This is a genomic window from Paenibacillus aurantius (assembly GCF_032268605.1).
Lineage (GTDB): Bacteria > Bacillota > Bacilli > Paenibacillales > NBRC-103111 > Paenibacillus_AO > Paenibacillus_AO aurantius.
Genome location: NZ_CP130318.1, coordinates 5,999,958 through 6,024,694, shown reverse-complemented (window position 1 = coordinate 6,024,694; position 24,737 = coordinate 5,999,958). Strand labels below are relative to the sequence as shown.

General features: G+C 58.2%; 23 protein-coding genes. 15 read left to right on the top strand and 8 right to left on the bottom strand.

Translation table 11 applies throughout. The features are described from left to right. Positions 1-2: 2 nt before the first annotated feature. From MJA45_RS27295 to MJA45_RS27270, 6 genes are all read left to right on the top strand, one after another. Positions 3-674 (top strand): GntR family transcriptional regulator, encoded by a 672-nt coding sequence (locus tag MJA45_RS27295; RefSeq protein WP_315608117.1) that lies wholly within the window; start codon positions 3-5, stop codon positions 672-674. Between the two features lie 160 nt (positions 675-834). After that, positions 835-2,196, top strand: coding sequence for a GntT/GntP/DsdX family permease (locus tag MJA45_RS27290; RefSeq protein WP_315605036.1), 1,362 nt, complete (start codon positions 835-837; stop codon positions 2,194-2,196). Between the two features lie 46 nt (positions 2,197-2,242). Further along, a complete protein-coding gene (gntK, locus tag MJA45_RS27285) occupies positions 2,243-3,766 on the top strand; it encodes a gluconokinase (protein ID WP_315608116.1) in 1,524 nt (507 codons plus the stop codon). Between the two features lie 614 nt (positions 3,767-4,380). Next, positions 4,381-5,118 carry a 2OG-Fe(II) oxygenase gene (locus MJA45_RS27280; RefSeq protein WP_315605035.1) on the top strand — a complete coding sequence of 246 codons (738 nt, stop codon included), beginning with the start codon at positions 4,381-4,383 and terminating at the stop codon, positions 5,116-5,118. 23 nt (positions 5,119-5,141) lie between these two features. After that, positions 5,142-6,002, top strand: a complete 861-nt coding sequence (locus tag MJA45_RS27275) for a hypothetical protein (RefSeq protein ID WP_315605034.1) — start codon at positions 5,142-5,144, stop codon at positions 6,000-6,002. A gap of 74 nt (positions 6,003-6,076) precedes the next feature. Continuing rightward, on the top strand, positions 6,077-7,462 hold the full coding sequence (locus MJA45_RS27270) for a hypothetical protein (protein ID WP_315605033.1): 1,386 nt from the start codon (positions 6,077-6,079) through the stop codon (positions 7,460-7,462). 188 nt (positions 7,463-7,650) lie between these two features. Here the strand turns inward: MJA45_RS27270 and MJA45_RS27265 are convergent, their stop codons facing one another. Further along, positions 7,651-7,839: a hypothetical protein gene (locus tag MJA45_RS27265; protein WP_315605032.1), complete on the bottom strand. Its 189-nt coding sequence runs from the start codon at positions 7,837-7,839 to the stop codon at positions 7,651-7,653. Positions 7,840-8,078: 239 nt separating this feature from the next. Here MJA45_RS27265 and MJA45_RS27260 point away from each other — a divergent pair, with 239 nt between their 5' ends. Further along, a complete protein-coding gene (locus MJA45_RS27260; protein WP_315605031.1) occupies positions 8,079-8,942 on the top strand; it encodes a DUF72 domain-containing protein in 864 nt (287 codons plus the stop codon). A 36-nt stretch (positions 8,943-8,978) separates the two neighbouring features. Further along, on the top strand, positions 8,979-9,761 hold the full coding sequence (locus MJA45_RS27255) for a DUF3891 family protein (RefSeq protein WP_315605030.1): 783 nt from the start codon (positions 8,979-8,981) through the stop codon (positions 9,759-9,761). Between the two features lie 93 nt (positions 9,762-9,854). On the opposite strand, the gene MJA45_RS27250 is transcribed toward MJA45_RS27255, so the two are convergent. Next, positions 9,855-10,547 carry a hypothetical protein gene (locus MJA45_RS27250; RefSeq protein ID WP_315605029.1) on the bottom strand — a complete coding sequence of 231 codons (693 nt, stop codon included), beginning with the start codon at positions 10,545-10,547 and terminating at the stop codon, positions 9,855-9,857. Between the two features lie 850 nt (positions 10,548-11,397). Here MJA45_RS27250 and MJA45_RS27245 point away from each other — a divergent pair. Together MJA45_RS27245 and MJA45_RS27240 are read left to right on the top strand one after the other, a co-directional pair. After that, a complete protein-coding gene (locus MJA45_RS27245; protein WP_315605028.1) occupies positions 11,398-12,321 on the top strand; it encodes an alpha/beta hydrolase in 924 nt (307 codons plus the stop codon). Positions 12,322-12,564: 243 nt separating this feature from the next. Continuing rightward, positions 12,565-13,920, top strand: coding sequence for a TrkH family potassium uptake protein (locus tag MJA45_RS27240; protein WP_315605027.1), 1,356 nt, complete (start codon positions 12,565-12,567; stop codon positions 13,918-13,920). A 175-nt stretch (positions 13,921-14,095) separates the two neighbouring features. Here MJA45_RS27240 and MJA45_RS27235 read toward each other — a convergent pair whose 3' ends face one another. Continuing rightward, the gene (locus tag MJA45_RS27235) at positions 14,096-14,902 is read right to left on the bottom strand and encodes a sugar phosphate isomerase/epimerase family protein (protein ID WP_315608115.1); all 807 of its coding nucleotides are present in this window, start codon (positions 14,900-14,902) and stop codon (positions 14,096-14,098) included. Positions 14,903-15,087: 185 nt separating this feature from the next. Next, a complete protein-coding gene (locus MJA45_RS27230) occupies positions 15,088-17,127 on the bottom strand; it encodes a choice-of-anchor J domain-containing protein (RefSeq protein ID WP_315605026.1) in 2,040 nt (679 codons plus the stop codon). Positions 17,128-17,625: 498 nt separating this feature from the next. Between MJA45_RS27230 and MJA45_RS27225 the strand changes: the two genes are divergently transcribed. The 4 genes from MJA45_RS27225 (at position 17,626) to MJA45_RS27210 (ending at position 20,828) form a co-directional block, all read left to right on the top strand. Then, on the top strand, positions 17,626-18,684 hold the full coding sequence (locus MJA45_RS27225) for a family 43 glycosylhydrolase (RefSeq protein ID WP_315605025.1): 1,059 nt from the start codon (positions 17,626-17,628) through the stop codon (positions 18,682-18,684). Between the two features lie 295 nt (positions 18,685-18,979). Further along, positions 18,980-19,729 (top strand): glucosamine-6-phosphate deaminase, encoded by a 750-nt coding sequence (locus MJA45_RS27220; RefSeq protein ID WP_315605024.1) that lies wholly within the window; start codon positions 18,980-18,982, stop codon positions 19,727-19,729. Between the two features lie 113 nt (positions 19,730-19,842). Then, positions 19,843-20,346 (top strand): low temperature-induced protein, encoded by a 504-nt coding sequence (locus tag MJA45_RS27215; protein ID WP_315605023.1) that lies wholly within the window; start codon positions 19,843-19,845, stop codon positions 20,344-20,346. A 245-nt stretch (positions 20,347-20,591) separates the two neighbouring features. Next, entirely contained in the window at positions 20,592-20,828 is a 237-nt protein-coding gene (locus tag MJA45_RS27210) for a hypothetical protein (protein WP_315605022.1), read from the top strand. On the opposite strand, the gene MJA45_RS27205 is transcribed toward MJA45_RS27210, so the two are convergent. The 4 genes from MJA45_RS27205 to MJA45_RS27190 all read right to left on the bottom strand — a co-directional run bounded on the left by MJA45_RS27205 (position 20,825) and on the right by MJA45_RS27190 (position 23,906). Continuing rightward, a complete protein-coding gene (locus MJA45_RS27205) occupies positions 20,825-21,895 on the bottom strand; it encodes an acyltransferase family protein (protein ID WP_315605021.1) in 1,071 nt (356 codons plus the stop codon). The two genes, MJA45_RS27210 and MJA45_RS27205, sit on opposite strands and share 4 nt — an antisense overlap. Before the next feature lie 200 nt (positions 21,896-22,095). Then, a complete protein-coding gene (locus MJA45_RS27200; protein ID WP_315605020.1) occupies positions 22,096-22,278 on the bottom strand; it encodes a hypothetical protein in 183 nt (60 codons plus the stop codon). An 88-nt stretch (positions 22,279-22,366) separates the two neighbouring features. Beyond that, positions 22,367-22,879: a CcdC protein domain-containing protein gene (locus MJA45_RS27195; RefSeq protein WP_315605019.1), complete on the bottom strand. Its 513-nt coding sequence runs from the start codon at positions 22,877-22,879 to the stop codon at positions 22,367-22,369. A gap of 214 nt (positions 22,880-23,093) precedes the next feature. Continuing rightward, on the bottom strand, positions 23,094-23,906 hold the full coding sequence (locus MJA45_RS27190) for an AAC(3) family N-acetyltransferase (protein WP_315605018.1): 813 nt from the start codon (positions 23,904-23,906) through the stop codon (positions 23,094-23,096). Between the two features lie 189 nt (positions 23,907-24,095). On the opposite strand from MJA45_RS27190, the gene MJA45_RS27185 reads away from it, so the two are divergent. Then, positions 24,096-24,542 (top strand): hypothetical protein, encoded by a 447-nt coding sequence (locus MJA45_RS27185; protein ID WP_315605017.1) that lies wholly within the window; start codon positions 24,096-24,098, stop codon positions 24,540-24,542. Positions 24,543-24,737 lie beyond the last annotated feature (195 nt).

Genomic DNA, 24,737 nt, shown 5'->3' with positions numbered 1-24,737 from the left:
TGATCAGCTATCCTGCCGCCTGGCTTCAGGGAACTTCCCGTGGAGAGGCGGTTGCTTGCGCGCTGAGGCTTCAGATTATCCAGGGAGCCATCCGGCCGGGTGACGTTCTGTCGGAGAACCGGCTGGCCGCTGACTTTGAGACCAGCCGGTCTCCCGTCAGGGAAGCGCTGAAAACGTTATCAGGCGAAGGCCTCGTCCGGCTGGAGCGGATGGGGGCCGTGGTGGCCGGGCTGAGCGCGGAGGAAGTGGAGGAATTGTATGACGTCCGCTTCCTTATCGAGAGCTTTGCCCAGCACCGGCTGGCCCAGGGCGATACGACGGCTCTCTTCGGGGAGCTTAACCGGACCATCGACAAGATGGAGCTCGCCGTCCGGCACCGGGACGCTGTCGAGTTTGCCGGGCTGGATTTCGGCTTCCACGAGGCGATCATCTCGGCCGCTCAGCATAAGCGAATCCTCCATCTATGGAATTCCATCCGGCAGATCGTTCTGACCGTCATGCTCATTACGACGGACGAGATTTTCTCCGAGGGGACGGACAAGCTGGAGGCTGTTATCGAGAAGCACCGCGCTATTATCCGGGGGCTTGAATCGAAGGATCCGGAGCGGATCCTGGCCGGGGTAAGGGAGTATTTTGCCGACTCCAAGAAAACGCTTCACTTGAGTCTCCCCTAAAGAGTCTTCCCGTATGGAAAAGAGAAGAAAAGCGAACACTACATCCTTGAATGCCTTATGCCTTAATGGCCAGAACAACCAAAACACAACACGAACCTGTTCCGCGGCTCACGATTCCATAAGCTGACGGACAGAACCTACATTTCGGAGGAGGAACAACATGAACAGCATCTTTGGCCTCAGCCATTCCGCTACGCTGCTTGTATGGGCACTGGTTGCCATTGTATTTCTCGTTATTCTGATCGCCCGCTACAAGTGGAATCCATTCGTCACCCTGCTGCTTTCGTCTCTCTTGCTCGGCTTCCTCGCCGGCATGAAACCGGCCGACCTGATCAAGGCGGTCACGGGAGGCTTGGGCGGAACCCTTGGAACGATCGCCATCGTTATCGGCCTCGGTACCATGCTCGGCAAAATGATGGCCGAATCCGGCGGAGCCGAGCAGATCGCTACGACACTCGTCGACCGCTTCGGGGTGAAACGCGTCCACTGGGCGATGATGATCGTCGGCTTTATCGTGGGCATTCCCGTCTTCTTCGAGGTGGGGCTCATCCTCTTGATTCCGATTGTCTTCGTCGTCGCCCGCAAGACGAAAATGTCGCTCCTGCAGATCGGGATTCCCGTTCTGGCCGGGCTTTCGACCGTCCACGGTCTGGTCCCGCCGCATCCGGCTCCCATGATTGCCATTGATGCTTTCGGCGCCAACCTGGGTAAAACGATTCTATACTCCCTCATCATCGGACTGCCGACGGCCATTCTGGCCGGTCCGGTCTTCGGTAAATATATCGGCCGCCGCATTCTCGTGGAGCCGCCGGAGGAGCTGGCCAACCAGTTTATCCGCAAGGATACCCGGGAGCTGCCGGGCTTCGGCATCACCCTGTTCACCATCCTGCTTCCGGTTCTGCTCATGCTGGTCGGATCGGTCGCAAGCATTATCGATCCCAAGCTGACAAGCGGGCTCGCTCAATTCAGCGGGTTCATCGGACACGAAGTTATCGCGCTTCTGATCGCCGTCGTCTTCTCCTTCTTCTCGCTCGGGTTTGCCCGAGGCTTCAAGAAGGAGGAAATCTCGAAGTTTGCTAACGAATGCCTGGCTCCAACGGCCTCCATCATTCTGATCATCGGGGGAGGGGGGGCGTTCAAGCAGGTTCTGATCAACAGCGGCGTCGGCAAAGCGATCGCGGAGCTCGCCACTCAGTCGCACTTCAACGTCATCCTGTTCGCCTGGCTGGCTGCCGCGCTGATCCGCGTCGCCACCGGTTCGGCCACCGTCGCCATGACCACCGCTGCCGGGATCGTCGCTCCGGTGCTCGCCCAGAGCCCGGGAGCCAATGTTGAGCTGGTCGTGCTGGCCACCGGAGCCGGTTCGCTAGTCCTGTCCCACGTGAACGACGCCGGCTTCTGGATGGTCAAAGAATTCTTCAACATGACCGTTCCGCAGACTTTGAAATCCTGGACGGTCATGGAGACCCTTTTATCGGTTATCGGCCTCGTCTTTATTCTTCTCCTTAGCCTCGTGGTATAAGGGGGATAATTCAACAAGGAAGAAGGGAAATCCCTTGAGTAACTATATGATCGGCATCGACATGGGCACCACCTCCACCAAAGCCGTTCTCTTCGAGGAGAACGGCCGGATGGTGGCCAAGGCCGATGAGGAATATCCGTTGTATACCCCTACCGCAGCCATCGCGGAGCAGGATCCCGACCGTATCTTTCAGGCGGTCGTTCATACGCTGAAGCGGGTCGTGCAGGAAGGCGGCGTGGCCCCGCAGCAGGTGCTTTTCGTCTCTTTCAGTTCGGCCATGCACAGCCTGATTGCCATCGACGGGGACGGACGTCCTCTTACCCGCTGCATCACCTGGGCGGATAACCGCAGCGCCGCCTGGTCCGACAAGCTGAAGCGTGAATGGAACGGGGACGCGGTGTACCAGCGGACGGGAACGCCCGTGCATCCGATGTCTCCGCTGACAAAGCTCATCTGGCTCCGCGAGGAGGAGCCGGAGCTTTTTGCCCGGGCCCGCAAATTCATCTCCATCAAAGAATACGTTCACGAGAAGCTGTTCGGGGAGTATGTGGTGGACCATTCCATCGCCTCCGCGACGGGCTTGATGAACCTCGAGAAGCTGGATTGGGATGAAGAAGCGCTTCGGTTGGCGGGGATTACGCCGGACCGGCTGTCCCGGCTCGTGCCGACGACGTATGCGCTGAAGGGACTGAACGCGGTGTACGCTGAGGAGATGGGGCTGCCGGAGGGGGTTCCCTTCATTGTCGGCGCAAGCGACGGCGTACTCTCGAACCTGGGCGTGAACGCGATCCAGCCGGGAGTAGTCGCCGCCACCATCGGAACGAGCGGAGCGATCCGCACGGTCATCGACCGGCCGGAAACCGATCCGAAGGGCCGGATCTTCTGTTATGCGCTTACGGAGAAACAGTGGGTCATCGGCGGCCCCGTCAACAACGGGGGCATCCTCTTCCGCTGGGCGCGCGATGAGTTCGCCGCTTCGGAGGTGGAGACGGCGCGCCGGCTCGGCATCAGCTCCTATGACCTGCTCACCCAGATGGCCTCGCGCGTGCGTCCCGGCTCCGACGGGCTGCTGTTCCATCCGTTCCTGACCGGTGAGCGGGCTCCCCTGTGGAACCCGAGCGCCCGCGGGTCTTTCTTCGGTCTGACGATGCACCACGGCAAGGAGCATATGATCCGCGCTGTGCTCGAAGGGGTTATCTTCAACTTGTACACCGTGCTGCTCGCCATGGAGGAGCGCATGGGGCGGCCGCACAAGATTCATGCGACCGGAGGCTTCGCCCGTTCCCCGCTTTGGCGCCAGATGATGGCGGACATTTTCGACCAGGAAGTGATCGTGCCCGAAAGCTACGAAAGCTCGTGTCTCGGGGCGGCCGTGCTCGGCCTGTATGCCATCGGGGCCGTGGATTCCCTGGACGTCGTCTCAGGCATGGTAGGAGCGACCCATCGTCACACGCCGGACAAGCGCAACGCCGAGGTCTATCATAAGCTGCTTCCTATCTTCATTTCCCTGTCCCGCAAGCTTGAGGAAGAGTACGCGGCGATCGCCCAGTTCCAGCAGGAGCTGAGCTGACGCCTTGCCCGGCCGGTTGGGCGCAGCAAGCACTAGCAGGAGGCCGTTTAGCGGAGACCTTCTTGTATAAATTAAGGGGGGCGAGAGTCCCAGAAAAACCGTCTGCTTCTGCCTTTTGGCAGGGGGGCGGTTTTTTGTCGTAGGCCGACCTGACGCCTTATCCGGGAGCTTTGTTGGCGGGAAACCCTGCACCTACGCACCAAAATCCATAGGAAGGCCGACCAACCCTCACGGCTTGGCACCAGGAGAGCCGATGGATGGATTTGGTTCTTTTCACCCATTTAACCATTCCTGTTATTTCCTATAAAATGTAAGGGAATGGAAGATTCCGTTCCTTCCCCACCTGATTTTTCCCTCTTCCCCCTTCATCATGAGCCTTCGAAGCATTATTCCTTGTCGTCCTTCTGTCGCAGCACTATGGCGAAACTTGTCGAAAAAGTATGGATTTCTGAAGAAGCGGATGGACCTCAGCCCTCCAAGGCGAACGTCTTCCACGATGCAAAGGCGTCATCCTGTGTACGATCCACCACCATGTGACGCCGACACCGCGCGTTGGGAGAACCGCGCGGTGCAAACGGCTGGCCGCCGCTCTGCCGCGAAAGGGGGTGATGGATATGAAGGAGATGAAAGAGTATACGGTGGAACGGCCTTACCTGTGGGCAGCCGGTGAAGAAGGGATCCGGGAGGCGGAGCTCCACTTTCGGAGCAGGCAGTATGTCCATATTCCGGACATTCTGTCCTCCGAAGAAGCCCTGGAGGTCGGGGCGAGTCTGGAAGAGGTTCGGGAGGAATTTAAGCTGCGGTTTCACAACGGGGTGTGCAGCGCTTCCGTGGAGAAGCTGACTCCCGCGGTCCGCGGCCTGTTGGAGGACCAGCTTCAGCTGGCCCGGGACCGCCAAATCTTTACATACCTGTATGACCAATGGACCCCGCACCGCAGCTGCGGGAAGCATGCGGTCTGCCGGCTGTCGGCCGCGCTAAGCTCACCGGAATGGTTCGGCTTCATCGAGAGGGTAACCGGCATTCATCCGGTCAGCGCGGATATTGTCGGTGTCACCCGTTACGGCCCCGGGCATTACCTCGGCCCCCATTCGGACCGGAGCCGGAAGAAGGACGGAACGCGGCGCCGGCTGGCTTTTATCTTCAACTGGACCCCGGATTGGAACCCGGAGTGGGGAGGGGTTCTGACGATGGTGAACCGGCAGGGGGCCGAGACACCCGTTCCGCCTAAGTTCAACCAGTTGACGCTGCTCGACGTGGAGGAAAGCGCCGACCATTACAAGCATTTCGTAACGCCGGTGGTAACGGCGGAGAGAGAGCGCCTGGCGCTCTGTGGTTTCTTTTATACCTAATACCCGGAAGGAGACTTTCCCTTATGCCAGAACCCGTAGAACCGTATGAGCCCGTAGACCCGAATGAGCCTGTTGACCCCGAGCCGGACGATCCGGATGACCCGAGCGATCCAAGTGATCCCGACGATCCCAGTGATCCGGATGATCCGAGCGATCCCGACGATCCCAGTGATCCGGACGATCCGAGCGATCCCGACGATCCCAGTGACCCGGATGACCCAAGCGACCCCAGTGATCCGAGTGATCCGAGTGATTCCGATGACGAAAGCCTCTCTTCCGAAGAAGACGACGTGTATGACGATGAGAGCGGCGGCGAAGAAGTCGACGACGACAACGACGAGGTGGACCTGCGGCTGACCCGGCTGGAAGCCCGGATGGAGCGGCTGTCCCAGGAAGCCCGGCAGGCTCCCGACAAAACCGATACCTATACCAAGCTGATGACGGGGATTATGGCCTTCGGGGCGGTGGGAGTACCGTTCATTATCTACATCCTGAACAAATACAACAAGGAGAACCCGAACAAGAACTCCAGCCTGACCCCCCAGCAGAAGAGCGATATCGACCAGAAGCTGACGAACTGGATTGGCATTTCGGATGCGAAGGCGTGGGAGAAGCTCGGGGACCTCGTCAAGTCCGACAAGCTGACCTTCCCGCAGCAGCTGCTGGCGCTGCAGTTCATCGCGGCCACCCGTCCCTCTTCGGAGCCGTTCAAATGGCCGGCTACGGCCAAGATGGCCCTGATCGACGAGCTGTCCAAGGTGTTCAACGATTATGACATTTACCACCGCATAGCCGCTTACAAGTACAAAAACCAGCCGCTGCCCTTCCCGGTTGCCGCCGAGGTGGTAAAGCTGGCGCTGACCCAAAAATACAAAGAAGCCTAGTCAGTAATCTACAAGCGGCAGCACATCCGTTAAAGGAAGGGTGCTGCCGCTTTATCTTGGTTAGGAGGACTTTTATGACGACCATTCGCTTTGTTCTGGAATCCATTGCCCCCTCCCTCGATTCGGCCGGTTACCTCCGGCGGAAGCTGGCCGGCCAGTTGGCCGCCGCGGCGGCACAGGGAGGCGTCGAGTGGGAGGGAGGGGACGAAAGCCCCCAGGTTCAGGCTGCCGCGGATTCCGTTTGGGCGAACCGCAGCACGGGAGTGCCGGTTACCCCGGCTTCCGGGTTTCCGCCGCTTTCTCCCGCCGAGGAGAAGCTCCTCTCGATCCGGAAGGCGTGCGCTTCCGGGGAAGTCACGCGGTTCAGCCCTCTTCTGGAGGGCGAGGTCCCGCTCGAGGAACAGTTCAGCTACCTGCAGGAGGACTACGGGGCCATCCCGAAGAATACCGCCCTCCTGCGAAGGACGACAAACCAGTCCGTCATGATCTATTTTCTGACCCATGCCTCCGTGCAGGAGACAACCGTCCAGCTCTCGTATCCCGAGCCGGTGCGGACGCCGCTTCCCCAAGTTCTGGCCGCATCGGATACCCCGGATTGGGAAACGCTGATCAAGTTCGGCGAGGGCCTCGTTTGGCTTCTTCCCGAGCCCTTCAACATTATTGGAGCGGCCATCCTGCCGGTTATCTTCCCGGGCAACAAAACGGACTGGCAGGCCATCTTCAAGTCCCTAGCGGACATGATCAAGCAGGACATCGTTCACCTCGACATCGAGAGCCTGGACGGCAAGGTGAAGGGAGTGCTTCTCGATCTTGACAGCAATTACCGGGGGATCTCGAAGCCGGTTAACGAGAAGCAGGCCCAGCTTGACGACTACATCTCCCGCGTGACCGAGGTGGTGGGAACCTTGCAGGAGAAAGATTTCCGCAAGCCCGGACTGGCCGTCTTCGTCTCCGCCGCTTCCCTCCATCTAAGCCTGCTGGAGGAGAAGGCAATGCTCGAGAACCACCAGGCACCCCAGAACTCCCAATACAGCCAGAAGGTCAAGGAGCAGGCGGGCAATTACATCAGCTATGTGACCGATCCGGACAGCGGGCCTTACCCGCTCGTCAAGGCCGATCTGAAAACACAGCGGGCCGCTCATCTCGTGAGTATCTCCGAGCCGAAGAGCCACACCGACTCCTACTGCCACGGAGGAGCGGCTGCCAGCTGCACCAGCTTCACGTACTGGTACTTCGAAGACCCTTACGCCAAGTATACGAGCCAGAAGTATGAGGATTACCGGAAGGACAAGGACCACTACCACTCTGGCAAGGACGATTGCCAGCCGGCCCGGGACAGCTATTACCGCGGCATCGTATCGAGCTACCAAGCCAAGCTGGACAGCCTGGAGAAGCTGATGACGCCGGTGAACAAGCACTGGAAGCAGCTGGCGGCATCCGGCATCCCGAAGAGGCCTTAGTCCTTATCCGGTAACTTTGTTGGCGGGAAATCCGGAGGCAGGGGAGAGGATAAAAATTTCCGGGCAAATCCCGTAAGCGCAGGACGGAGAATGAAAAAAAGCCCCAAACCGGGCAAGCGGAAGAGGAGATTCCTGACATCCGCTTGTTCGGCTTAGGGGTTTTTGTCTGGTTCGGACACCCGTCGGAGCTATTTCCCGGCGTCTTCCGGCAGCCGGTTGTTCAGATCGGCAAGCTGCGCCTTCAACCCTTGAATCTCCTGCTCCTGCCGGGTTACCCGGCGGAAGAGGCCCGGCAGCTTAAGGATCAGGACGATCACAAGCACAAATAGGAGCACCGAGAAGAGCTGGATCAAAAAGCTGGACCACATGAAGTGCATGAAACGACTCCCCTTTTCTGGAAAACTTGTAAGTAAGATTATACCATACCCCGCACAGCCGGTCTTCCTTCCCCGGTAAATCCGTGCCTGACAGCTGGCTTTGCGTCCGGAAGCCCCCATCCGGCCGGCACCCCCAGGACTATACGGATCGGGTAAGGACGACCGGGCCGTTCTTTGTTTCGGCAGGGGGCTTTTTTTGGTAAGGTAAGGGTACAAGAGAACAGGAGGGAGGAAGCGGGATGATCCGGATCGGACTGACGGGATGGGGGGATCATGATGACCTGTACCCGGATGCGGAGGCGAGACGTCACAAGCTTTCGGCCTATGCCAAGCATTTTTCGGTCGTGGAGGTGGACAGCTCGTTCTATGCCGTGCAATCGCTGCGTAATTATACCAAATGGGTGGACGAGACCCCTCCCGGCTTCGGGTTCCTCGTCAAGGCTTATCAAGGCATGACCGGCCACCTGCGCGGGCCGAATCCTTTTGAGAGCCGGGACGAGATGTTCCGGGCCTTCCGGGAGTCGATTCAGCCGGTGGTGGAGGCCGGCAAGCTGACGGCGGTGCTGTTCCAGTACCCGCCCTGGTTCGACTGCACGCGCGAGAATGTCGGGCTGCTGCGGCTGACGAAGGAGCTGATGCACGGCCTGCCGGTGGCGCTCGAATTCCGCCATCAGAGCTGGTTCGAGGGAGAGATGAGGGAGCGGACGCTCGACTTCATGCGCCGGGAGGGCTGGATCCACAGCGTCTGCGACGAACCGCAGGCGGGGCCGGGGTCCATCCCGGCGGTGCTCGCCGCCACCCACCCGGAGCTTACCGTCGTGCGCTTCCACGGTCGCAACGCGGCCGGCTGGAACCAGGGAGGCTCACCGAATTGGCGGGAGGTGCGCTACCTGTACCGGTACAGCCGGGACGAGCTCGAGGAGTGGAAGGACAAGCTCCTGCAGCTGGAGCAGGAGTGCGCCGGGCTGTGCGTCGTGTTCAATAACAATTCTGGTGGGGATGCGGCGGCCAACGCCAAGCAGATGATGGAGCTCCTCGGCATGGAGGTGCCGGACCCCGCGAGGGATCAGCCGGAGCAGCTGGATTTGTTCGAAGGGGGTTAGGTTCGGCCAGGAAACAAATAAGGGGAGGAACCGCTTATGATCGTATATGAGCTCGACGATGTATGGGTCATGACCGCGCAGGATGACCACGCCCGCTTCTCGGGAGCGGCCGCAGGGTTCTGGAAGGATGAGAGCCTGACCGGCTCGGTGCTCTATGAGGACGTACGGCTTGCCATCCAGGAGCACGACCGGGGCTGGATCCCGCTGGACGTTCATCCGATGTGGAACGACAGGGAGCAGCGGCCGTACAGCTTCCGGGATCTGCCCGTCGGACTGAAGCTGCCGTATTACCGGCAGGGGGTGGATGAGGTTCAGGAGCGCAATGAATACGCCGCCCTGCTGAACTCCCTGCACTACGCTTCGTTCTTCCACGAAGACCGGATAGGCGGGCTGGGAGACATCGAGAAGGACGGCGTGGACCGGTTCCTCGCTTGGGAGCAGCAGCGCCGGGGCGCCATCAAGGCCGGGAACGGCTGGACGGGGGAAGAAGCGGGGAAGGATATCGCCTACCACCTTGAGGTGCTGCAGTTCTGCGACACCCTGTCGCTTTTTGTCAGCCTGCAGGAGCCCGGAGAGCCTCTCCGCTTCTATGCCGGGGGCTTCGCCGAGACGTTTCATTTTCTCGGGAGGCAGAAGATCCGCGCCAGTTGGGAGGACAGGGAAACCGTCCGGCTTACCCCGAGTCCGCTGGTCGAGGGAGCGTCGGGTTCCTTCCGGTTCAAGGAAGTGCCCAAGGCCTCCGCGCGGGAGAAGGGCATTGGCGCGGCCTACCGGGAGACTCCGTGGCGGGAGCGGATGATCCGCTTTACCGGGGCATGATCCGTTCTCGCGGCAAAGCCTGAAGAGGGGCGGCCAGCGCTGCGCCCTTCCATCAGACCGAACGCAAGCCGCGACATTGACCCGTTCGGCCGGCTACCGGAGGCTTCGCCGCCACAAGGCTGCGCCAAGCGAAAAGATCCAAAGCTGCACAAGGGAAACCAGCAGGCCGAAGATGAGAACGCCGGGAATGAAATCCGGGTAGAGGAACTGGATCAGACACAGGACGAAGGTCAGGGCGCTCACAATCGACCCCGACCAGAACAGCCAGGAGCGGTATCCTTCCAGCCGACTCACCCGGGCGAGCAGCAACACGGCCAGCGCCCAGAGCATGCTGATGCCGACCAGTGCCGGACCATGGAGGGCGACAAAGATGGTTCCGGCCGAATGCTCGATACCCGCTTGCTCCGCGACGGAAGCCGCTTCCCAAGTATGGGCGAGCGTTTCCCCGGCATGGCCGTCGATGGAATGCTCCATAATGTGGACGGCCGCCCCAACCGAAGCAATGGAGGCGCTCAGCCAGCCAACGAGCCGGGCGGAGCCGTTCTTCAAAGTACCGACGAAGGAAACCAACCCCAGTACGGTCACCATGACCCCGACCACCGCACCCAAGTGAACCCCTTTGTAGAAGGGATGATGGGCGATGAAGCCCATCGCGGCGTGCGCATCCCCGGCCGGAAGATCCCCATGCATCCCCCGAAAGATCAGAACGAGCAAGCTTCCCGCCATCAGCCCCAAAGCTGTCATCCGGTAAAACCTTTTCTCCTTGCTTACCTGCTGTCCATCCATTCGCTCCCAGCTCCTTTGTTCACTTTAGTGATTAACGCTTCGCGTCTTTACTAATAGAATAAGGTCCGTTTCTTTCCAAACCGTAAACGAAGGATTAAGAAAGGATAAAAGGTTCAGCCGCGGGCAGGAATAGCCCGGCTCCCTTGGCGAATTAAGGAACTCGGTTCCTTTATTCTCCCTTTTGGAGAGGGGTCAGAAACGGTAGAGGAACTCCGTTCCTCTATTTTTGAAAAATTTTTCCCCAGCCGCTCTTTTTGACCGGATTGGCCGGATATAACGAACCTGAGTTCCTCTATCTTTTGAGCAACTAGGCAAAAGGGGGGGGTAGCGCACCGGAGTTCCGCTATCTTCGAGCGGTTGCCCGCGGCAGGCCGGCGGGCGATTCCGCTATCCCGGCCGCAGCGGGATGGCGGGGCGGGACAGCAGAGCTCGCGGAAGGCGTTCAAGATCGGAAAGCTGGAACGATAAAATCAGCCGCTAGGGCCTTATCCGCCAATAAGGCTCTGCTTGCCTATGGATTTTCGCGCGCCTACAGAGGTTTTCTCCGCCTACAGAGTTACCGGATAAGGCACTAGGGCTCTTTTGCCTGAAAGCCAGGCCCAAAGTCCCGGTTACCACGGCACGAAGACCCAAAAATCGTGTAATATTTTGTAATACAAAAGTAATGGCCCTTTAACCCGTTCGTCCCTCTAAAAGGTTACAATATAACTAAGTTAGAATTTTCCGAAAATTCATATTCTAGTGTGATCACAACCGAGAGGATCGATGCTTCATGAGTATTCCCGCTTCCCGTTCGCCGATCTTATATAATGAAAGCGTTATCATAAAGAAGCCGCGCTTTAGCAGACGCATGAAGGTCTGGTTCATCTCCTTGTTCCTGATTTTGTTCACCATGAGCTCGATTGTCAGCTTCTACGCCTATATCGCCTATACGCTGGAGAGCCCGAAGGTACCTCCGCTCCTGTCGAATCCGAAGAAAGCCGCGGGCCTCGATTATAAGGAAGTCGAGTTCCCGAGCTCGAACGCCATGAGGATGATCGACGGCTGGTACATCCCTGGCTTGTCGAAGAATACCGTTATTCTGTCGCACGGCTATGGAGCGAACCGCGAGGAGCCGTGGGTCCCGATGTACGAGCTGGCGAAGGAGCTTCACGCCAACCGGTTCAACATCCTGATGTTCGACTACGCCTTTGCCCGCGGGGCGAAGGTGACGGGCGGCATTCTTGAGTCGAAGGACCTGCTCGGCGCCATTCAGTACGTCAAGAAACGCGGGGACGAGCAGGTGTACATCTGGGGCTTCTCCATGGGGGCGGGCACCGCTCTCCAGGCGGCCCTGCACAGCACCGATATCAACGGAATGATCCTCGACAGCACGTTCATTCTCGACAAGGATACGATGTTCTTCAATATGAAGCAGAAGCTGGACATCCTGCCGCGTTTCCCGTCCGTGTTTCTAGTGAACCTCATGCTGCCATTCATCAGCGGCTTCAACCTGCAGCAGGTTCCTTCCCACACGGTCAAGACGACGGAGTACAGCATCCCGCTGTTCCTTATTCATGGTCAGAAGGATGACAAGGCCCCTTACCAGGGAATCGTGAATTTCTTCCAAACCCAGAAGGCGAATCCCGCCAGCCGCCTGTGGCTGCTTCCGGACGGCCGGCATGAGCTGATCTATAATTCCTCCCACAAGAAGGAGTACATCAAGCGGACGATGAACTTTCTGTTCGAGAATGTCCGCAAGAACCAGCCGAAGCCGAAGTTAATCGACGCGTAAGCTAGTGCCTTATCCGGTAACTTTGCTGGCGGGAAAACCTCCGTATGCGCACGAGGATCAAGGGGAAAGCAGAACAACACTAACGGATAAGGCATCCGACGGCGATCAGAACCGGGAATTAAAAGGACGGCCGCTAACCGCTCCCCTGCACCGGCAGGGAGGGGACAGCGGCCGTCCCTCTTTACTTGCGGACTCCCAAAGCTTAAAATAGTCGCAAACGTCATATACTACGGAGTTCTCCTTATGGTCAAGCGTTCCCGCAAAAAATTGATACTTAGCCCTCCGCAGGTGCTGGCCCTCGGGTTTATCGTCCTCATCCTGGTGGGATCGGTGCTGCTGTCTCTTCCCCAGGCCTATGCCGGGGAAGGCCGGCTGTCCTATTTGGACGCGTTGTTCACCGCCACGTCGGCTACCTGTGTGACGGGCTTGTCCGTATTCAACACGGGGGCTGACCTCACCGTCTTCGGGGAGCTCGTGATCCTCGTGCTCGTCCAGATCGGGGGCCTGGGCTTCATGACCATGTCCACCCTGATCGCTTTCGTGCTCCGGCGCCGCATTTCCTACCAGGAACGGCTTATTCTGCAGGAGGCGATGAATCACCATTCGGCCGAAGGGGTCGTCCGGCTGGTTCGCAAGGTGCTTCTCTATGCCCTGATGATCGAGCTGACGGGGGCCGTGCTGCTTACCTCCCGCTGGTCTCTGGAAATGCCGTTCGGACAAGCCGTCTACTTCGGCATCTTTCACAGCGTGTCCATCTTCAACAATGCCGGCTTCGATCTGTTCGGCAGCTTTTCCGGAAGACCCGGAAGCTTTATCCATTATGTGGGGGACCCGTTCATCAACGTGGTGGCCATGATCTTGATTTTCCTCGGGGGGATCGGCTTTATCGTCATCTCCGACCTGCTCACGTACCCCCGGAACCGGAAGCTGACCCTGCACAGCCAGGTGGTGCTGAGTGCTTCGGCTGTTCTCATTGTGGTGGGCACGCTCGTTATCCTTGTGTTCGAGTATACGAATCCCCATACCCTGCAGCCGCTGTCGCCTATGGGCAAAACCTTCGGAGCCATGCTGCAGTCCGTCTCGTCGCGTTCGGCGGGGGTAACGACGCTCGATCTGTCCTCGATGCGCCAGGCTACGCAGTTTTTTGTCATGATCCTTATGTTCATCGGGGCGGCGCCTGGATCGTCCGGCGGAGGAATCAAGGTGACGACCTTCGTCATTCTGATCGGAGCCACCCTGGCGATGGTGCGGGGCAAGGAGGACATCGTCCTGTTCGAGCGGCGAATCGCGAAAGACCGGATCTACAAAGCGATTACGTTCACCCTGCTTTCGTTCATTCTCGTCGTGCTGTCGGCCATGGTGCTTTCCATTACGGAGGAGTACAGCTTCCTCGGCGTCCTGTTCGAAACGGTATCGGCTTACGCTACGGCGGGCATGTCCCTGGGCTTGACGGCCCAGCTTACCGACGCGGGAAAAATGTTCCTCATTCTCCTTATGTTTGTCGGACGCCTCGGCCCCGTTTCGCTTGCGTACTCCCTGACCCCCCAGCAGAAGAAGGAACGCTTCCGCTACCCGGAGGGCAAAATCACGATAGGCTGAGCAGGCAGGCGCCGGACCCTGTACAGCATGCACCCCCTTATCCAGCAAAAAGGCATCTTGGGCGGCCCTGCCGCCAAGATGCCTTTTTGGGGTTAATCCGCCCGGGGGGAGAGGCGCTAAGCTAAGAACGGTTCTGCCGCCCGGGAAGGGAGGACCGGTAGAGCTTCCAGCGCCGCTACAAAATGAGCTTCCGCATGTAGTCCACCGTAAAACGGATGCCCTTCCGGCCGAGCTCCCCGTTCCACACCGAGGAGTGCGGCTCGATGCTCAGGCCGCCCTCGTAGCGATGGGCGTACAGGACGGACAGGAGGGAGGGCCAGTCCGTCTGGTCCAGGCCGGCGGGCGGGTCGTCGAACCGCTCCCCGTCTATGATCAGGGAGCCTTTCAGATGGACATGGCCGAAGCGTCCGCCCCAGTCCCGGGCTTCCTTCAAATAATCCCGCCCGGCATACCGGGAATGGGAGGGATCGAACTTGATGCCAAGCTCCGGAATCTCCCCAAGAACGGCTTCCCAGGCCCCTGCCTGGTCCACGAAGTTGGTCCAGTGGCAGTTATAGACCGAGACCCGGACTCCTTTCGGGGAGGCGTAGTCGACGAGCCGGGAAAAGAATTCGACGGCGTGGCGGCCGTTCTCCTCGAAGGAGAGGCCTTCGATTTCGTTGCAGCCGACGACGAAGTTAGGGCATTCGAGCTCACTTGCCGCGTCGATCATCTCCAAGCACTTGGCGAGCTCCTGCTCCACCAGCTTGCCGTTCCCCTCCCAGCGCTGCTGTCCCCAGCGGCCCACCGACTGCAGGCCGACCCCGTAGGAGCGGATCCAGCCCTTGATCCGGGGAACGTTCCCCAGAAACTCCTCTGTGTCCGGGTAAGTTTTCTCCACTTCCCGTCCGTCGCTAAACGCATATTCCACAAAATCCAGCTCGAATTCCGCGGCTGTCTTGAACCCTTGCTCGGTCCTTGGGGTAATGATCCCCAGCTTCATTCCCACAGCAGCTCGTCTCCTTAGGTTGGTTTGGTGTCAATCTGCGGTGCCCATCCAGTCTAGGTGTCAGGATACCATACCTTCCGGGAGAGGACAATGCTTATAGGTACCACATGGGAACCACTCCATGCACGCTTGCCGGCAAAATAAAACCGCCGCCGGTGAGGCCCGGCGGCGGAGATGGCTTACTTTTTCTTGTCGGATTTCATGACGACGCTGTAATCATAGCTTACGCTGCCGTTCTTGCCTTCCGGTGCGGCGTAGGTGGTCATCATAACGATCCGGCTGTACTGGGAGCTGTGCAGCATATCCCGCAGGTCGAGGACATCCTTCTCGGACATGTTCAGCAGGTCGTCAAAGCGGATGACCTTGGCATGGTTGTCCGTTCCGTTTGCGAGACCTTTCTTCTCGCCGATGAACTGGATCTGGTAGTTCACATATTCCTTCGTCGCCTGCTCCAGGCTCAGGAAGCCGGAGGTCGAGGTCATCGGATCGATCACGGCGCCGTTCAGCTTAAGGTTGGACAGGTACCAGCCGGCTTCGTTGTAGCCCCAGTCGGTCATGTAGCGGAAGCCGACGAGAACCTTCTTGCCCGCGTAGGCGCTCAGGTCGAACGTTTCCGTTACCCAGCCGTTCGAGCTTCCGGTGAAGCCGGGAAGGTTCGCTTTGATTCTCGGATAGCCGTCCTCCACCAAGTCGCTGCGGGTATGCGCGTTGGACAGGGAGGTCCAGGTTTTGCCGTTATCCGTGGATACTTGAACCGCGCCGAAATCCCACTGCTCTTCGATATCATACTTCGTATCGAAGGACAGGGACGGCTTCGTCTCTCCGGTAAGATCCAGCTCCTTAATCAGGAAGTTGTCCGCCTGATCGCCGCTGTTGCCCCACAGAACCGGTCCTCTCGCGGGATCCTGGGCTGTGGTCCATTTCGTGCCGAGGAAGTCGAGCCCCTTGAAATACAGATGGTCGATCTTCTGGTTCGGGGTGATCACCTTGAAATCCGTTCCCCAGGCGGGAGCCAGCTTGTCCGGCAGCTGCGAGGCCTGCAGGTTCGGCTTCAGGTCGATGGAGGAGAAGGAGTAGGTGCTCCGGTCCCCCTGGTAGCTCCCGTCAAGCATGATGGCGGTCATGTAATCGGCATAGACCTGCTCGAACGTTTTGTTCGCGCCGACCTTGGCCAGTGCCTCGTTGACGCTCGCGATCCCTTTCAGCGGGCTCTTGAATTCATCCTGGATGAAGGCTTCGCCGTACTGGTCATACAGGTAGAGCTGGAACAGGTACGCGTTGCCGTAATCCCCGAGAATCTGAAGATCGGACTGGTCGCCCCACAGCGTGAGCGAGTTGCGCAGGTGATTCATGAAGAAATCCACGTGCCCCTGGGAATGGCCGTAGCCGACAAGGAACTGCGCGAAGTCCGACAGGCCTTCGTTAATGAAATTCTCTTCCCCGGCATCCGAATCGCGGTGGAGCAGATGCTGGAACTCATGGGCAAAGGTACCCTCGTACAGATAAGGCTTGGCCGCCGTCGGACCGGTCCGGTTAACCCAGTCGAGGCAGTCGACGGTCATGATGTTGCGGTCGGCAAAATCGCTGATCGTCGGGGAGAAGTACCCGGCGATATAGCTCGGATAATTGGACTGATAATAGCTTTGGTCCTTGATGTTGTCGATCAGGATAACGGTGCGGCCGGAGTCGTCCTTGTACCAGCCGTTGTAGCCGTCTTCCCCTTTGCGTTCCTTCGGCGCACCGAAGAACTCGACCTCCTTCTCGTACATCCGGTTGTCGAATTCATCGAGCAGGTACTTCACCTGGGCGTCGGTGATGGTAACCAGGCCGTTGCGCGGGTCCCCGGCCGGATAGCTCAAGTTATTGGCCACCCAGACTTCCCCGTATTTGCCGACGGCGCGGAGGGTGAAATCGGTAAGGGCGTATTTGCCCGTGTAGTCGTTATTGGTCAGCCATTTCTTCACGAGTCCCACATCCTGGGGGGATACGCTTGCACCCGCGCCGGATGCCTGGGGAGCTTGCGCTTCGCTGCCGCTTAAATCCAGCCGGTTCTCCGCCTTCACATCAGCCAGCGTTTCGGAGCGGAGCTTCGACCCGATATCCTGCACGGAGGGATTAGGATTATAGCCGGCAGGCTGGGCCAGCAGAGAAGAGGGGGCGAGAAGGCTTCCAGTCAAAACCAGAGAAGAGAAAAGGCTCAGCATTTTGCGGGTGTTCATCTAACAATACTCCTCCTCTTAATGATGAGTTGACCCGTTGTCAATACCTAGTGACCAAAAGGGCCATCCGGTCACCGCAGAGGCGGCAAGGCCGAACGGCCCTATGGTTCTTACGGCTTGTCACAGGGTGTTCCCCCATCATAGCACGGTGGATGGATATGGAAAGGGTCTGCATACCCGGTCTTAAAGTCCCTTGGGAACGGGCGCGTTCGACAAAAAACCGGAAAGCTGCTGGCCCTGCCAGGAGCGGGCATCAGCATCTCCATCATGAGTATAAGGAGGTTCCGCAGATGAGGGATGGTGAACGGTTTATCTGACAATCATTCGAAACCACCCGAAAATATTGGAGTTACATATTGCTTTGTGTGGGGTTGTAGGAGAAAATGAGAAGAAACCGCATACAGGCCATATAAATACGTTTTCTCTACAATCCTCTCCAGGGACGGTTGGAGGAAACGGTCGAGCCTTTAGCCATTTATCGAAACCAGGGAGGATAGGATGAAACAACTATTAAGGAAAATAGCCATCGCGGCCGTTACGGCTGCCGTCATAGCGGCCGGATTGATTCAGGATAAACAGAGCCGTCCCGTGGCGCTGACGTACGAGAACCCCGTTTTTGAGCCGGTTCTAGCCGATCCGTCCGTGATCCGGGCCCAGGATGGATTCTTCTATGCCTATGGAACCGAGGATGATTGGGGAGACGGCCAAGGGGACCGCACGGTTCCCGTCATCCAATCGAAGGATCTCGTTCACTGGAAAGCGATCGGCAACGCTTTTGCCGAGAAGCCGGCATGGCATGGTTACGGGGGCGTGTGGGCCCCGGATATCTCTTATTTCAACGGGCGCTACTACCTGTATTACGCGATGTCCGCCTGGGGGGACAGCAATCCCGGGATCGGCGTGGCGGTGTCGGATAAGCCGGAAGGGCCGTTCGAGGACCGGGGAAAGCTTTTTGACAGTGCCGATGTAGGGGTAGCCAATTCCATCGACCCTATGCATTACGTGGAGGAGGACGGCAAGTCCTATCTGATTTGGGGGAGCTTTCACGGCATATACGGCATCGCCCTGTCGGCCGACGGGTTGAAGACGGAGGGAGAGCCGTTCCCGATCGCCGGGCCCGCCTTTGAGGCGGCCTATTTGATCAAGCGGGACGGATACTACTATTTCTTCGGCTCAAGAGGCTCCTGTTGCGAAGGCGCGGCAAGCGGATACAGCGTATCCGTCGGACGTTCTTCCTCGCTTAAGGGACCGTATGTGGACAAGGAGGGGAGCGACCTGAAGGTTTCGGACGGGACGCTTCTGCTGACGGGACATTTTGAGTCACAGAAGGTGGCGAAGCCGTTCACGGGCCCGGGCCACAATGCCGTCATCCGCGATGACGCGGGCACCGACTGGCTCGTCTACCATGCGGTGGATAAAGCCGATCCGCTCCTTCCGAACGGTGCGACCCGCCGGCCCCTTATGATCGATCCGCTTGTGTGGAAAGACGGATGGCCGACGGTAGAGGCTCTGACACCCGGGGCGGGCTCCCGTCCCGGGCCGGTGTGGAGAAAGTAGGACGCTATTTGACAGGAGGCCGGCTATGCGAACGTCAACCCGTTGACGTTTCGTCGGGTCTTCCTCATGGTCGAGGGAATGAATTCGGGAGAGCTTCGTTCGGTCTTCATCGGGGGATTCGCAGCCTAGGAGGGGCGGATTCCTGGGCCGGAGAAGCTTTTTCCTGCTTAGGGGGAGGAGCTTCTTCTATGGTTGCCGGCTGCTTCGAAAGAAGAAAAAGACCATGACAGAGGAATGGGCATATGCTAAACTAAATTAGTAATCGATTACTATATCAATCCTTGGAGGTTGGAGCATGAAGATTCATGTGGCCCAAACAGCGGAGGGGCTCGGTCGGGAGGCGGCCGGACGGGCGGAGGAAATCCTTAACGCCTGCATCGGCAAGCAGGGCTATGCCCGGATCGTTCTTTCGACCGGGGCGTCGCAGTTCACTTTTTTGCAAGCGCTGCAGGAGAAAGCCATTGATTGGAGCAAGGTGGAGATGTTCCATCTCGACGAATACGTCGGACTTTCGGAATCGCATCCGGCAAGCTTCCGCAAATATTTGAAGGAACGCTTTCTATCCTTCGCCCCCGTTTCGCAGGCTCATTTTGTTAACGGGGAAGGAGATGTGCAGGCTAACCTGAAGAGACTCGGGGAAGAGCTCACCCGGCTCCCTATCGATTTGGCACTGATCGGCATTGGGGAGAATGCCCACATTGCCTTCAATGACCCGCCCGCCGATTTTCAGACCACCGTCCCTTATAAGATCGTGGACCTGGATCAGGACTGCAAGGCCCAACAGGTGCGTGAGGGCTGGTTCCCTTCCGTCGACGAGGTGCCCAAGCAGGCCATCACCATGACCGTCCAGCAAATGATGAAGAGCCGCGTTATTCTTTCCTGCGTTCCTAACCAGGTGAAGGCGAAAGCCGTCTACGAGACGCTGAAGGGCGACCGTGTAAGCGAGCATGTCCCCGCCACCATTCTGAAGACCCATCCGGATTGGACGCTTTATCTGGACCGGCAGTCCGCTTCTCTATTGGAGGACAGCGTCGCTTCCAAGTAATCGATTACCACGTTCTGTCCCACTTTCCGGCATAAAACCACTCCCGAACAGGCAAAATAGGGAAAACGGCCGCGGCTTTCGCGAGGAGCCCGGCCGGAAAACGGAGGACAAGAATGGACAAGAAGCTGGTGGCTATTTTCAAGGAGGAGCCGGAGGCCGTTCAGGCGATCGAGCGTCTAACGGACGAAGGAATCCCGGCCCATAATCTTTCTTTCCTCGTCAGGGAACGGGAGGAAGCGGCTGATATCCGTATATTGACGGGTGTACAGGAAATGGATCAGGTCCCGCCTGCCGCGCATAAGAATGGGGCGGTAACCGGAGTGAGCGGCTTCCTCACCGGGCTTGGGGCGCTGGCCGTGCCCGGCTTGGGCCGTCTGCTGGCGGCCGGGCCGTTCGCGGATGCGCTGAACGAGGCCGCCATAGCGGACGGAACGAGCCCGCTGGTGACCGCGCTCATCGAGCACGGCTTTCAGGAGGATGAGGCCCGTATCTATGAAGCCTACGTGAAGGACGGCCATGTGGTGCTGATCGTTCAGGCTCCCGTGGACGAGGCCGGCAAGGTGCTGAATGTATTCCGGCGGAGCGGTGCGGTGGCGATGGAACGGGAGACGGTTTAGCGCTGGACCTAGAACCAGTCCTTTGGTTTAGGGAGCATGGGATGCCCTGAGGCGGGACCATTTAGGAGGGGCTTTGGTGAAAGACGACCAAGAACGGCGGGGCGGAGGCCCGGCCGTTTTCTGCTGTCTTCCCATGTGGGGAGGTAACCTTATTAGGCTAAGCTCCCGTGGCTCCCATGCCTTCCGTGGGGAAACCCGGTCCGGGACGGGTAAGAGAAGGATAAACGGACCGGGAGGGGATGACCATGGAAACCCGACAGGGCTGGGTGCTGAAGCACAAGGAGACAGGCTGGTACTGGAGCCGGATGGCCGTTCCTTCGCGACGTCTGTTCGAGGCCATGCGGTTCCAAGACGAGGAGCAGGCCGCCGTTTGGCTGGAGGCGAGCATTTATGCGCCTCCGGAGCCGGAGGCCTTCGAGCTGGTTCCCGTCAGGATGACCATCGAAGAAGTGGCGGAATCCGATGGGGAATCGGACGGCTAGGCGGCCTGCTCGGCTTGGACCGGCGAAACGCCGGGACGTTTGTCCATCGCTTTATAAAGGACTTTTAAAATTTTCTGAATGGGGAAGGAAACCGCGGTGCAAAGAGCAATCAACCAGAGGAAAATCAGAACCGGATGCTTAGGGAAGAAGGTCAATTCGACAAAGATCGTCTGGTAGAAGAACATATGGGTTAACCAGATGTTGGTGGAATGGTGGCCGAGAAAATCCAGCACCTTCACTATCCCCTTGGATTTGTTCATAAGCAGGAACAGACATATAAAGGCGATTCCGTTGATCGGAGCGATGATAGCCGATTCTATTATCGAGTGGAACACGACCAGTAAACAAATCCCAAACACACAGAGTGTGTTCTTGAACCGAATGCTGCCCAATTGGGCGTAAAGACGGGAGTAAAGAGAATACTTGGCGAAGACCGCACCCACGAAAAAGGAAAGCTGAGTGATTCCCAACAGGGCGACCAGCAGAAGAACATGATCCGCTTCGCCGCCAATCTGGATGATCCCTTTTACTTTCTGAAGATAGCTTACGAAATAAACAGCTCCCGATAGGAGAAGAAGGACAACGGGATGGATTTTCTTCACAAGCTTGATCAGGAAGGGAGAAGCCAGGACGATGATGACGTATACCCGAAGGAACCACCAAGCGCCGTTGTAGGAATTATTCCAGCCTATAAAATCCAGGAAAAACCTTGCCATCCCCCCTGTAAACGGCTCACCGTAACCAAAGAGAAACCCCAGCGGGACGAAAATGGCCATAATGACCCAATAATTGAGATAAAGCTTAAAGATCCGGGTAAGGTTCTGTCTGGTCATGCCTTTCGGCGCTTTATCCATTATAAGATAGAACGCATAGCCGGTCACAAACATGTAGATTGGCGGGCAGGCATCTCCCAGCAATCCGAGATAATAGACGAACGGTACCCCATGGATGGTGGGAAAGGTTACATAAAGTCCGTCAACCTCTTTACGTGCAAAAAGATGAAGCATAACCATAAACATAATCGCAATGCCCTTCAAAATCTTCGTGTCGTTCCGTGTTAATTCCATGAATATCCCCCTAACCGTCTGTCGCCGAGATTCTAAAAATCGATTAGCCAGTCTGTCCCTCAGGCTTACCAGATGTTCTATATAACGAACAAGTTTGATTTATTGTAACACCTTTTTCCGGAAGGGGGAAGGGGGAAGGGAAAACCGGGATAACCTTAAAAAGCCCGGCTGCTTAGCAGCCGGGCTCGGGGTCCTGGACGTCATTTGCGTAAATTTTGCTTGTCGATCATCTTGTTCTGCTGGTCGATCAGACGCTGAGTGCCTCTGAAGTGCTGCTGGGAGTTACCGGTAGACGGGCCGACGGTGTCACGAATAAATTCCTTGAACTGTTGGCTTTGAATGTCCTGTCTGCGGTTCGGCATGTCCTTGTTACGGAAATCCATAGGGAAAGCCCTCCTCCAAAAGATGAGACATCAAGATCTACTTACCCGTCCATACCGCCCTTGAAACGCTGTTCATGAAATCTTACGATTACCGGACGGCGGTCGGGCCCGGCCCCTCGATGGTGAGCCCCTTGCCCCGTTTCAGCACGTACCCGTAGAACCCGACATAGTAGACCACCAGAATGAAGAAAACGCCGGCGGTCAAAGGATCCTGCCAGTAGCTCTCCCACTTGGCGGGGTCCGGCGGCTGCTGAGCCGCGGAAGGTCCGGCCGAGACCAAGGCAATCAACCGGTAGGCGAGGCGGCCAAGGAACAGCGCCACCACCGTCATCTCCACCCACAGGTGCGTCCGGTAAAACCATCCGCTCTCCCGCTTCTCAAAAACGGTGTGCCGGACGGCATACAGGAGCAGCACGCCGCCGAGAACGAGTCCCGCCGCATCGGCCACAAAAGACACCGGATGCTGGAAGCTCGCCTCCAGAATCAGCAGCCCGATTAGGCCGAAAATCACCATCCGGACCTTGAGCCGGCGGGGCCGGTAAAGCTGGAAGCCGACCGTCCGGCGGACGCGGCGGTAAAGCACCAAGGCGATAATAGCCATAGTTATTCCGTATTGAGCTAGAAAATGCAAAGTAGTTCTCCCCCATCACCCATTTGTTATACCGTCAGTTTAGCAAAGGAGCGAACATCCTAATAGAGGAGAAACCTCATGACTTTCTCCCGAGAAAGGTAGGCAAGCAGGAGATTTCTCACGGCGGGAGTGGCGGGCCTGGAAGCAAGGGACGGCTATCCTATAAAGCCCCTGAACGGCCGGCTCACCCCTGCCCGCGACGGCGTTCCATCCAACCCACTCCGAAGTCGACCAGGTCACGCTGGGGCATAAGCCGCAGGATGGCGTCTCCCGCGGTCCCCCTCCGGACAAGCCCGGTCTCTTCTTCGAAGGCTTGGCCCAAAGCCCCGAAGTCATCGGAATCGTAAGCGAGGTCCTCGTAGGTGACCCATTCCCTCTTCCCGCCGACGAGACAGGGGGCTCCTTGCGCCACCTTCTTCTTCCCGGGATACACCGTCCGGTGCTCGGACAGGTGCAGGGAGGTGTTGTTCTCGTGGCCGACCCCGAGCAGCAGGACCCAGCCCTCGGCTTCGTACAGGCGGGCGAGCGGGGAGCGCTCCCCCAAGCCGTCCGGCAGGGAGTGGTCACCCGTCAGGAAAGCGGCCTTCGGGCCGCGGGCGGCGAAGGAAACCTGCGGATGGCTGCTGCGGAGGGTACCGTTCTGCTTGCGGAAGCATTCGACCACGGCACCCATGGCCCGTGTGGGGGTCAGGTCCGGCTCGAAGGGCGGCATTTCCTCCCGGATCGGGCTCCACCAGGACTCGGGAACGGGAGGATTCTGCCAGTGGGCGGGATCGGAGAGGTCGGAGCTGTGGGTCGGCATAACCAGCGTTCCGCCGGGACCGAGGGCCTCCTCCAAAGCGAGGACAACGGCATGGGGGCCGCCAATGACCCACCGGTTAAGCGATTTAAGGGAGGAATGGACGAGCAGGGTCATGCCGGCGGCAACGCCCAGACGGCGGAGGTCGGAGGCCAGCGAAGAGACGGTAACGGGCCAAGAGGATTCATTTATTTTCATGCGGAGCTCCTTATGTTTTTTTGCTTGTGGACGTGGTATACTTTCCCAGAGTATGCTAATTATTCCCACAACCCTTTACCACTAAAGAAATAGGGACTTCCTTCAGCATAGCAGCAGAATGCCGGCCCCGTCGAGGCCGCAAACCGCTATAACCAAAAACCCCTTAGGGAGAGCCAGGAGGAGAGTAACTTGAGAACGAGACGGGCTGCTGCCCTAACGGCCGTCGTAATGTGGGCGGCGGTCCTTCTGGTTATCGCTTACGGCTTGTCCAGCTTTGGGGGAGAAAAAACCTTCGGAGACGCGGGGCTGCCGGCGGCTTATGACCTTTCCTTCGGCTACCGGCTGAACGATACCAACCTGCGCTTTACCGACGAGGATACGAGCTTTTCACGCAAGACGGGATTGAAGGTACTGGTCGGCTATCCGGATGCCCCGGAGGACGGACAAGCCCGCCTGCTCATCACCAAGCGGACCGGCTCCCGTATGGTGACGGTCGACGAGAATTGGCAGCTCGAGCCGGGCGTCACCGGTCATCTGTTCGAGCTTAAGGCCGAGGAATGGGCGGCGGGGGAGTACCTCTGCACGTTTACGATCAACGGTGTCATGGTGGCGAGCGTCCCTCTTGAGATTACGTAGTGTCTTGTATGGTTGACTTTTCCAGCGGGTAAATCGTCTGGATACACACGAGAATCATAAGGAAGCAGAACAATCCTCACGGAAAAAAATCGGAACATAAAAGCCCCTCTCTTGTATCTTCATACAGGAGAGGGGCTTTTCATCGTTAAAAGTAAGGCGAGGGTTCAGCTGCGGCAGAGGCAGCTATGGCCGATA